The following is an 11,307-nucleotide window of genomic DNA, read 5'->3' as shown; positions in this document are numbered from 1 at the left end:
CTGGCGCAAGTCCTTCGAGCGTCAAAGCTGTGGCGACATTCAAGCAGAATGGTCCCCGAGAGGTGCTACCAAGCTTCAGGAATGGCGGCCCCTACGACAGCCAAACGACGCTAGCCGCACCCGGTCAACCGGCGGACAACTTCCGGCCGGTCAAGCTGCCTGGCAATTCCGCGGGGCTGGAACCCAGCCTTATATGTATGATCCGCACGCCCCAACGCCCGACTGTCAATATCCTCGATGGCGCTGATAGGCTTAACGTCCCCCTTGTGACGTACGGGATGTGCAATCCTGCCGCCCCGCCTTTTAATCTCCTAGCTGCAGAGACGCCGCGCTCAAGCAATACAGCTATCCTCTGCGGAGTTCTGATTGTTGCCTTTCTGACTGTTTTTGTGGTTATTTTTGTAGAAGTAAACGGCCCAGGTGGGGGCACGTGAGGAAGCAGAGCTGGGCTTATCGCAGTCGCCGTTCAGCTGATCTCCCGCAACTGTTCGCTGGTTGCGATTCAGCGTTCACGCCGAGGGACTCACGGGAATTTGTCGTCCTCCAGGGTGCGGCAAGACCACACTCCTACGCTGCATTACCCGTGATGCAGCGTCTGACGAGTGGAGTCTGCTGGGTCGACGGCGAGATTTGGCAGGATGAGACGATGTGTCAGCCGCACTCATCTACGTCCCATCGCGGGTGTATTTCAGCCGCCGATTTTTCTCATTTGTCTATCAAAGCGTACTCTCCTGTAGAGCCCGTCAAAACCGAAGACGGCACTGATCGACTTTGACGGTGTGGTCGAACCGCTAGTCTTGTGGCACTGCCTAACGGTGGGCCCGTCACATCTTTCTGGGGCGCAGCAATGTAGCGCGCTGTTGATCCCAACTCGGCTACTTTTAGTGGCGACCCGCTCATTTTGACTCAACTGCACCGCCAAGAGCAAGCTCTGCCATGTCTTTAAGGCTTGGCTAGATTGGCACGGTTTTCCTAAAACGGCACCCATCAGGACAGCTGCTGGAGACGTCGCTCAAGGCGACCGATCAGAAGGACAGGGGCGAGACGACCATTCAACTCACCGAGAGATCGCGTCCTACGACGTTCCGGTCCTAGCGCGCGTGCGTCACTCACGCTGCTTGATCGCAAATCGGCTGTCCAGCGAAGGCGGCCTCACCGGGGGCCCTCACCGGAGGCGTACTTTCTTACGGCCTTCCCTAAAGTTCTTTGGCCTTTCGCGTGATGCGCTCACCCGTTCGAAGCCGATAAAGGCAAGATCATTGTTGCAGCCTTTGTACGCGCGCATCCCAAGATATGCTGGGGCGGTTCTGCGCGATACCCTCGTGCGGCGCTTGTGGGACAATCCTTTACGCATCTTCGCGAAATAGACTACGCAGCATTTCTCGCTCTCATGAATCCAGGACCAAAAGTGATTGGCCCCTCTTCGCCGGCAGGGAATTCAGAGCGCCGCGCGGGCGCGTCCTGGCCAGCACCGATCTACGCCAACCTCGTCTCGGGCGCGGGGCTCCGCGGTTCGGCTACAGCGTCCGCGTCCTGCTCTTCGGCTTCGCCCCACTGGACAAATATTCCCCTTTTGCCTTCCTTCTGGACAAAGTCGAGCACAACTTACCTGCATCGCACCGAAGCAGTCGCAATTGCGGCCACAGAGCAGTTGGCAGCAGACCTCATCAGCTCCCCACGGTTCTCCTTAACGAGGGACGCTCCCTTCACATGGCTGCGAGAGGAATGAGGCACAGAACTGTCAAGACAAGCTAGATGATCTCGAAGTATCTCCGACGTTCAAAGTCGGTCACTCGATTTTGAACGGCGTCCCATTCCCAACGGCGCGAGCAAGAAAATGCTTCAACAAACCTTTCTCCGAAAATCTCGTTCGCCGCTGCTGACTGTGCGAAACGAGAAGTTGCCTCTGATAGGCTTTGAGGTAGTCTCGCAGTCATTTCCACGCTTGCATCACCGGCGATCGACGCGGGTAGTGCCACACCTGTCTCGACTCCCAATATCCCGGAGCCAATTGCACATGCGAGCGCAAGATAAGGGTTCACGTCTGCGCCAGACAGCCGATATTCCAGACGATGGATGGATGGCTCTCCCGAGATAGCGCGAACTGCGCAGGAGCGGTTGTCAACTCCCCAGCTTGGACAGATTGGTGCCCAGCAGCCAGGCACCAACCTCTTGTAGCTATTGAAGTTCGGCGCAGCGAGCACACAAAACTCGTTCATGTAGTTTAATTGTCCGGCGATGAATTGCCTCATAAGCTTTGAGAAGTTACCGACCGCATTGCCGTCGTAAAACGCATTCTGACCATCCGAGGACATCGAAATGTGAATATGGCCGGACTGACCCGGCCAATCCTCTGAAACCTTGGCCATGAATGTAGCCATCATGCCTCGCCTTTGCGCCCATGCTTTTATCATCGACTTGAATATGGTTGCTCGATCGGCAGCTTCCAACGCATCACAATGACGAAGTGACGCTTCGACCACGCCCGGTCCGGTTTCGAAGTGCAGTCCGCTGAGAGGTATTCTAGCTTTCTCACAAAGCGCCAAGATCTCATCGAACAGCTCATGTTGAGCAACGGAGCGCATAATCGAGTAGCCGAACGGGCCCCGTGTTAAAGGAACCCATTCGCTGAACGGCTTATCCTCAATTGTATCGGCGTTCTCCTTGAACAACATGAATTCAAACTCGAACCCGACAGCGCAGCTGTATCCGAGGTCAGCAGCCCTTCTCAGGACCTTACGCAGAACACCCCGCGGGCAGATGTTCTCATGTGCGCCCGTGAACTCGGCGAGGTAGAGGTATTGATTGCCGAGATCAGACACCGAACGGCCGGTGGCAGACAGAATACGCAGCTCAGCATCCCCAAATGCTGATAACGGCTGCTGCGTAAAACTGATCGGAATGACCTGATCCGAACAATCCCACGCCAGCACTGCTTCAGAGAACTTTATGACTTTATCTTGACCCGAGAGATCTTCACCTAAGACGTGTTTGCCTCGCAGCACTCCGTCGAAGTCGCTTACGCCGATCATCGCCGCGCGGACTGGAGTCGCTCCGGTCAAGGTTGCTTCAGCTGCCATCACTGGCTATCCCGCGCTACCAATTCGAACACCTGGTCCATCCGCATTGCTCGCAACTTGTGATAGTCATCATTAAGCTGATTCATGTCGCTATTCACGAGATAGACGATGCCTGGTGTCGATGCCAAATCGATGGTCGGAACCAGCTCCTCACCAATTGGAACGAATGCAATGGCATCCGCAAAGCTCGGGAGGTTGCGGATTGCTTGGAGTCCCGGGTAGCCGGCAACGACACCGCCCCTATCGGAGATCAGGGAGACACAGAGTGCGTGCGCTTTCCGCTTGTACGGCCCACGCATCCTCATGTACTCACCAAAGCCCCCGGGATCTGCGTAGCGCCAAGCGGTCAGCGTGATATGGTTATGCCCCAACGCCATGGTTCGTGCTTTTGCCGACATAGTCCCTTGAAGCCGCGCCCCGAAGTCCACCAGAACGGGGCCCCGATGATCGACAATGATCTCGGCATGAGCCGGTCCCTCGAGGATCTGAAGTGCCTGCAACGCACGTTTCAGGTAGTCGGAGAGCTCCTGAACGATTGGTTCGCTGCCGTCCAACAACCTCTCGAGCGAGCAGACCGATGATGCCCCCTCGATAGGAACGGTGTCATAGGTCCAGACCTCCGTAACGAAGGCATCGCCGTGGATCGAGACGGCGTTTACGGTGTATTGTTGACCGTTTATTTTTTCCTGCCCGAGGGCAAAACGATTCAATGCTCCGACACGGTTCGTCTTCCCGACAATCGCGCTTAGAGCGCGCTGAATATCAGCATCTGTCGAGCAAAAGAATACATCTTCGGTGCCGGTACTATTCAGAGGTTTGATCACGATCTCGTCAAACTTCGCTTCGCGCCTCCAGCTTGCGATCTCTACAGCATTGTCCGACACGACTTGTCTGATCGATCGCACACCGGCATAGGTCAGCGCGCAGGACAATCGCGCTTTGTCACGCCGAGCAGCCGATAGAGCGGTCCCGTTTGAAGGTAAGCCCCGCCGCTCTGACAACGAATCGGCGAGTTCGACTCCAGACTCGCAGCCGGCGATAACGAACTCGACTTCTCTGCCATGGAGCGCCTGAAGATGATATTCAACGATGTCATCATACCCCATGCGCTCGCCGGGGCGAATGACCTCATCGTACAGATCCTCATTGAAATGCGCCTGGAATATAGGTGGAATCTGTGCGGCCGACATCACATGCACGGTCCCAATTCCATAGCGCTTGAATTCCTCGGGTAGGTAGCGGCCCGTAGAGTATGCGTCCACGACTACACATTTCCGTTCTTTCATGCGGATCTCCGATACTGCAAGTAGATGTTGCTGACAGCGATAGCCGTAATGAGGACATTTCCAACGAACGTATGTGACGAAGGCACGATGCGAGAATCGAAGTACTGGAACAGGAAGGTGACGATGGGGGCGGTGGACAGGACCATGTTGACGGTGAAGGGCTCTACGCGGCGAATGCCCTGCTGAATCAAGAGCAAAGGCAAAATGATCGTCGACAGTCCAATTGCTGCGATCGCAAACCAATGCTGCGAGATCTCGGGCACGATAGATGAATGGTCGACCAGCCCCAGCAGCAAGAGAATGGTTCCATAAAAGCGATGCGCCAGCACCTGTCGGCCGGAAAACCCACGGTCGAAAAGCACCTTGACAAGGATATTTGTGAGGGCGAGCGATAGGCCGGCCACGATGGCCAAGACGATGCCAAAGGACGATCGAGCCCCCCACTCCACACCCGCATTGCCGCTAGCCGAGATCCAAATCATGTAAGTCCCGATCGTCGCAATCGCGGCGCTCACGACAATATCGGATGTTGGCGGGGCGCCCCTGCGCCTGATCACAGCGTTCAACCACACTGTTGCGGCAGGCCCCAACGCCACCATGAAAGCGGCCACGATCGCAGGTTCAGCGTATTTCAGTCCTATAAATAGACCGATCCAGCTGATCGCCGTCACGACGTTGAGTGCGGCGAAGACCAGGAGCGACCATTTTCCGGCTCGTGCTCCGGCTCCCTCGTGGCGAGCCAAGAAGTTGAACGTCAGACAAACCACAGCGAAAGACAGCAGGAGCGCCACGAACACATCGGCTTGCTGAAAATACGATGCCGCATAAACCTCGCCTGCCGCGCTCAGAACGACATAAAGCGCCACAAAGAACACTCCTAGAGCGAAGCCACTCGTCAATCGTCCACCCTTTTTGTCCCCGCCAAGCCGGGCGGAGCTCTCGGAAGCCCCGGCGCGCGCGTCGGTTTCGGACGACGGACCTTTCGGCTCGCGCGAGCCACGTTTCGTTTGCAATATCACGATCTGCCTCTAGCCCTTCTTAGTGCGGCAGTACCCACCACACGCCTCTCCAAATGCTTTGAACAGTTGCTTGCTGAGGAGGTCGGTTGAGACGTGCCATTCGGGGTGCCATTGCACACCGATTTGCAGCGTCGGAGCGCCAATCACTGAAGCCGCCTCGACCAGACCGTCAGGCGCCCACGCCTCGCGCCTCAGCGCTGGGGCAAGCACCTCGATGCCTTGATTGTGCAGCGAGTTGACTTGCGCTTCGATCGTTCGCGCGATTGGCAAGAGTGCGCCATAGGATGATATCCTGACGCGGTGCGCGGCATCGTACTGACGGTCCCTGGGACGATCTGGCTTCTCGGCATGCATGGCGCCGCTTTCTCGGCTCCACTTCGTAAGCGATGGGCGGAGTGTTCCGCCGAAATAGACGTTGAGTTCCTGAAGCCCACGGCAGATGCCCAGAATAGGCATTCCGAGGGCGATGGCGCTCTCTATGGCTACGGCAGAGAGCCTGTCCCGGGGACGGTCAAGGATCCCAGGCTCAACATCCTGCCGATCAGGATCCGCAAAGGACGCGGGCGCTGACAGGACTGCGGGGTCCACGTTCGATTCATCGCCTGTCAAGACCAGACCGTCGAGCCGGCGCATGATGGCCGGGGCGACCTCCTCCATAGCATCTTCCGCGTCGACGGTCGGCAATATGACACAAGCCACTCCCGCATGACGCTGGAGTGCCTGCACGTACTTGCGCCGTAACCAGTCGCGATGCACACCATCGGCCAGAAGACGGTTCGAAGTGACGCCGACAACGGCTTGGGTGCGCTCGGGCTGTTGCAACCTCACGCCACCTTGTTTCGCGTGCGAACCTCGGCAACGGACTGCTCATACAGCCGCCGATTTCGCTCTTTCAACTGAGTTATGACGCTAGGCTGACCTTGAGGTCCCTTGACAAAGAGCCCGCCCCATGTGGCGGCGACCTTCGCGTAGTTTGGATCCTGCATTCGGATTTTCTGAGCCTTGCGCAACAGCCAAAACGGGATACCGGGCGAAAGGTGATGCTCAAGGTGGTACTCATCCAGATTCTGTCCCAGGATGGCTCGTTCGAGGAAGCTTCCTTTACGATTCCTGGTGAGATAGACGTTCTGCGTCTCTGTTTCGCACATGGGTGAATGCTCAGCGAGTTCGATAAACCAGCCGAGGACCTGAAACGTGGTGAGATAGGGCACGATCCAAAACAGGACGACGATATGGAGCAGACCAAGAGCATATGACCCGGCCAGGATGCTGAACCAGAACAGATAGAAGCCATACCTGTCGACAAGTATGCCTGAGCGGCTCTGATCTTCGGTCTCTTCGATCGAAAAACGATTAGTCCAAAGATACTTCAGATACGCTACTGTCGCGCCGCCGAAGATCGGCTTCCAGATGATGTTGAAAGCGTATCTCTCTGGAGGCTGCACATCGTAGACGCCGCTGGCCAGGAAAAACTTCAGGTCGGGATCCTTGTCCGGGTCGCCGAGATAGGGATGATGCAAGTAGACATGTGAGATCCGGTAGGCCCAGTGGCGTTGGAACAAGGGATAGGAAGCGAACAGAATGCCCAGGACATAATTCCAGGTGGTATTCCTCGCGAGCGTGCGGTGAGCCGCATCGTGAGCGATGGTTGTCAATCCGCGTTGATAGGCACCGATCAGGAGAACGGCCAGCGGGTAGAACCACCACGAGACAGACACGGTCGCAAGCGTGCACGCTGTGATGGCAGCGTAATCTTTCGCAATGTAGGCGGCCCCCGTGATGTTGTCCGGCCTTAGCTCCGAAAGCTGCTTATTGATCTCCCGACTGAATTGAACGGCCTCATAGCGTGATGACCTCAGTTTCCAAGCGTCTGCCTGATTCATGAGAACCTCTTCCTGATCGCCTTGCAGGTTGTCAGATTGCGGAAAGCGCCTTGTCCAGATCGCGCAAGATGTCGTTAACATCTTCAATGCCGACACAAAGCCGGATTGAGCCGCCAAATATGCCAGCGGCTTCGCGCTTTTCCCGCGGGACAGTGGTGTGGGTCGTCGAGACAGGATGAGTCACGAGCGTGCGGGCATCTCCCACATTGGAAACGTGATACATCAAGTCAACGTTCTGGATGAACTTGCGCCCGGCCAGCTCGTCTTCCACTTCGAACATGACCATCGCCCCGTGTCCGTATGCGGTGTTGAGTGTCTGATCGACGATTTCCCGATCGGCGCCTTCAAAGAGCCCCGGGTAGAAGACGCGACGCACCTTGGGATGCTCCTTTAGAACGCCGGCGACGATCCTAGCGTTCGCGCAGTGCTGCTTCATGCGAAGCGGCAGCGTTTCAAGCCCTTGGATCAGTTGAAAGCTCGCAAACGGGGCAATGGCCGCACCGGTATCGCGCAACCAGGTCATGCGAGCCTTCAGGAGAAACTCGCTCTTTCCTAGATCATCGACATCGCGCACAGCGTTGTGCCAGACAATTCCGCCATGCGCTTCGTCGGGACCGTTGAACAAGGGAAAGCGAGAAGCTCCCCGATAGCTAAACTTGCCGCTGTCAACGATCAGTCCGCCGAGGGTCGTGCCATGACCGGATATATATTTTGTTGCAGAGTACGTCGTAACTGCAGCGCCCAGGTCTGACGGCCGACATACCAATGGCGTGGTCGTATTGTCTACGACCAGAGGCACCCCGTACCTTCGGCCGATTTCCGCCAGCTGTTTGACGGGGAGCGGAATCAGACAGGGATTCGAAATTACCTCTCCGAACAGGCAAATCGTGCGATCATCAATGGCACGTTCGAACGTCTCGGGCCTTCGGGGATCTGCTGTCCTCACGCTGATTCCCAAACGCTTTAAGGTGTTGTGGAGCAGGTTCCAGGTATTGCCATATAGATACGGAGAGGCAACGATATTGTCCCCTACTTCGCCACTTGAAAGGTTGATGATGGCAAGGAACGTCGCCGCTTGACCTGACGCAACGGCGAGCGAGTCGCTGCCCATGTCGACGGCGGCATAGCGCTTCTCCAGCGCGCGAGTCGTCGGATTGATAATCCTCGTGTAGGTGAACCCATCCGCCTTGACGTTGTAGACGTCAGCGATGTGGTTTAGATCGCCATCGAGTTCATAAGCTGTATTCTGGTAAATCGGCACTGCGACGGCTTTCGTCACCGGGTCGCGTCGATAGCCCGCATGCAGAACAGCAGTCTCGGCGGAAAGCGGCAGCTGCCGGTCCCCAGCTGCTTGAGCCGACATCTTTACGCGCGCGCCATATGCCTCTTGGCCCGACGCAGGTCTTGCTGACCGAGCCTGACCGGACCGGAAATATGTACGAAAGGCGCATCCCAACTGCTCAATCCAGCTGGATTGGATTTCCCCAATGCAACCAATCCGGAAGCTTCGCGTGGCAAGATGCAGCTTCGAGTAGACGTAAAGATTGTGGGCCGCCAAGTGGCGATACAGCCCATCGAATCCTTGCTGGTCCACTATTCCGGGCGGCGCACTGAACGCAACACAGACCGGGGACTGCAACTCGAGAGACAACAGCGGAGCCACTATCCCTTCGAGTTCCTTGATGAGCTCGTCTCTGACCTTCTCGTACCTGAAGCGCCTGGCATCGATGCCTTCCTCGTGCAGAATCTTCAAAGCCATTGTCGTTGCCTGAACGACGTGGGTTGGAGGGGTCGACCGCCACTCACCCGTCCGCTCGAGCGAGCGCCATTGATCTCTCACATCGAGCACAAACGATCTCGGTTCTTGAGCCGCATTCTCCAGCAGCTCGCGCGAGGCGATGACAAACGCTACTCCCGGCGGCCCTTCTATGCACTTGTTGCTCGATGTGACCAGTACGTCAGGTCCACGCTGGCTCAGATCGATATTGAGGGCGCCGAAGGAACTCATCCCATCGATGATGGTCTTTACGCCACGTCGCCTCGCCACCTCCACGATCTCATGCAGCGGATTGACGATTCCGGTTGTCGTCTCACAATGCACGAAACACAGGTGCGTAACGCCGGGATTTCGGCTCAGATACTCGCCGATCTCTTCCGGATCCAACGGATCGGTCGCGCGCTTGACAAGCTTCAGTGCTTCGACACCCCACAGCCGCAAAATTTGTAAAATGCGCTCGCCATAGACGCCGTTTACGCAAACGAGCGGCCTGTGGGCTCGGGACACAAATGAAGATAGGGCAGCCTCCATTGCAAAGGAGCCGCCTCCTTGAATAGGCACCACCGAATAGGCCTCAGCGTTCCCCAGCAAGCTGAGCATCAGCCGCCTCATGGAGGCGGTCACTTCCTTGAACTCGTCATCGCGAGACGCGAGATCAAGCTGCATCTGGCTCCTGACCGCCAGCGATAACGATAATGGACCAGGCGTCAGCAAAGACCGCTGTCTTGTCAAACCATTCCTCCTAACATTGTATTCGTCCACGACCCGGAGTACGCACACCGGAGAGCCCCGTCGCGCGCCTCCCATTCCTCATCAACAGCTTCGAATGAAGCGACATGGATCGCGGACGCGTTTCGTGGTGGCGCCCGAAACGGCTGTCGGATGACAACCTCCACATCTCGTTGCGGCTAGAGAGCGATGTTTCACAAAGCGGCTCATTGATGCCTTTCAGACCTCCCAAATAGCCTTTGGCACTGAGCACTCGGACGCAACCGGCGCCGGCGTACCCTCTCATCCACTGTCACGTATGTGCAAGCTTGAGCGCGATCGCCCTCTTGCAGCTATTAAGCGCCAGTCGGCTGACGATTTACGTGTGAGCCAGCACGCTTTACGCTAGCAAGGCGATGCAGCCAGGACTCGACGTGCCCGGATGATCAATGCATGGCACACTCGATGATCGTAGTTGGCAGCGGGAGGCTAATGCGTTGTTTTGGACTTGATACATTTGCACTCCGTCGCTGGTTGGAGGATCTGTGACGCTGATGACTGTCGATTTCGGAGATCGTACAACTTGACGTTACGGGCGGTTCAACCCTCTCCGAGGATTTTCTCACGTGAATTTTTTTCTTACGTACTCCCATTTGGCGGTGACAAGCTGACGTAAGCAGCAGAGGACAGAGGATTCACAGCGGGGTTGAATCGCTGGAGCGTTCAATTTTGACCCATCGTAAGCATTCTGACTGCAAGCGCGAGCTGGACCGCAGTGAGGGCTAGTCGTCCCGTTTACATACGGTCCTGGCCAAAGCGCCATGTGGAGGTGCGGAGCTTCTCCGCGGTGCCGGCGAGATCATCCTGCATCGCCTTGCTGTTATCAGGTCCTTGCGCTTGAATAGCGCGACACTTGCAGACTGCGGTCCAGTCCGACTTGATGGCGATTGGGCGATTTTGGATGCTGGCCGCTTAGGAAGGATCAGTGCGGCACCTTTCGGCGAGTGACCGTGCGACAGAGCATGTTGTCCTGATTTGCTAGGAGTGCATCGAGCCGCGTCCAGATGAGCGGCGCGGGTCCATCTTTCAAATTGATCGCTAGGCCGGCAGCAACCATCGTTCGCCCCTCGCCGTGACACATCTCACCGAGCGATCACGGCGGCGGCGAACGTGCCGTGGTTTACGGCGGCTCAAAAGCCTGAGCCGGCGAGCCGCGCATCACCAGCACTCGGTGAGCGCAAGTACCTCGCCAATGAGGCACTCTGGTTCGACGATAGTCACTTCCGTGCCGTTCTGCTCGCTTTGACTCCTCCGCAGGCCAGGCCCGCTCGTTGATCCGAGCTCGCGTTCTACGCGGTCTACAGCGCGGTCGAACACGTCGATGGCTGACCAGAACGGTTCATCGAGAGATCATTCTTTGTCGCTCGGCCACCGATGAGCTCCCTTTCCTTTTCAGCCGCGTCAATGGCCGCCTTCATGGATAACGTACAGAGTCTTTCGCACTTTCAGGATTGACGGCTTCTTCTAGAATGAAGGAGCTTTGAATGAACGATG

Annotated in this window: 7 protein-coding genes; 1 reads left to right on the top strand and 6 read right to left on the bottom strand. The window is 56.8% G+C overall.

Translation table 11 applies throughout. The features are described from left to right. Window positions 1-434 (top strand): hypothetical protein (locus ACM43_RS10355; RefSeq protein ID WP_333919213.1); only part of this gene is annotated, 434 nt, incomplete at its 5' end. 1,317 nt (window positions 435-1,751) lie between these two features. Here the strand turns inward: ACM43_RS10355 and ACM43_RS10350 are convergent. Genes ACM43_RS10350 through ACM43_RS38610 form a run of 6 tightly spaced genes read right to left on the bottom strand, consistent with a single transcriptional unit; the run spans window position 1,752 to window position 9,711 of the window. Next, complete coding sequence (locus ACM43_RS10350) at window positions 1,752-3,080, bottom strand: glutamine synthetase family protein (RefSeq protein ID WP_050996218.1); 1,329 nt, start codon at window positions 3,078-3,080, stop codon at window positions 1,752-1,754. Then, window positions 3,080-4,366, bottom strand: coding sequence for a hypothetical protein (locus tag ACM43_RS10345; protein WP_036030765.1), 1,287 nt, complete (start codon window positions 4,364-4,366; stop codon window positions 3,080-3,082). The genes ACM43_RS10350 and ACM43_RS10345 overlap by 1 nt, the downstream gene beginning before the upstream one ends. After that, a complete protein-coding gene (locus ACM43_RS10340; protein ID WP_271539910.1) occupies window positions 4,363-5,385 on the bottom strand; it encodes a DMT family transporter in 1,023 nt (340 codons plus the stop codon). The genes ACM43_RS10345 and ACM43_RS10340 overlap by 4 nt, the downstream gene beginning before the upstream one ends. A 9-nt stretch (window positions 5,386-5,394) precedes the next feature. Next, complete coding sequence (locus tag ACM43_RS10335; RefSeq protein WP_036030772.1) at window positions 5,395-6,213, bottom strand: gamma-glutamyl-gamma-aminobutyrate hydrolase family protein; 819 nt, start codon at window positions 6,211-6,213, stop codon at window positions 5,395-5,397. After that, window positions 6,210-7,268, bottom strand: a complete 1,059-nt coding sequence (rtxC, locus tag ACM43_RS10330) for a dhydrorhizobitoxine desaturase (protein ID WP_036030775.1) — start codon at window positions 7,266-7,268, stop codon at window positions 6,210-6,212. The genes ACM43_RS10335 and rtxC overlap by 4 nt, the downstream gene beginning before the upstream one ends. Before the next feature lie 31 nt (window positions 7,269-7,299). Continuing rightward, on the bottom strand, window positions 7,300-9,711 hold the full coding sequence (locus tag ACM43_RS38610; RefSeq protein ID WP_199751054.1) for a 2-aminoethylphosphonate--pyruvate transaminase: 2,412 nt from the start codon (window positions 9,709-9,711) through the stop codon (window positions 7,300-7,302). Between the last annotated feature and the right edge of the window lie 1,596 nt (window positions 9,712-11,307).

The organism is Bradyrhizobium sp. CCBAU 45321, assembly GCF_028128975.1.
Classification (GTDB): Bacteria; Pseudomonadota; Alphaproteobacteria; order Rhizobiales; family Xanthobacteraceae; genus Bradyrhizobium; species Bradyrhizobium yuanmingense.
Note: the sequence above shows the minus strand (reverse complement) of the source record. Positions and strands in the feature narration are given on the sequence as shown.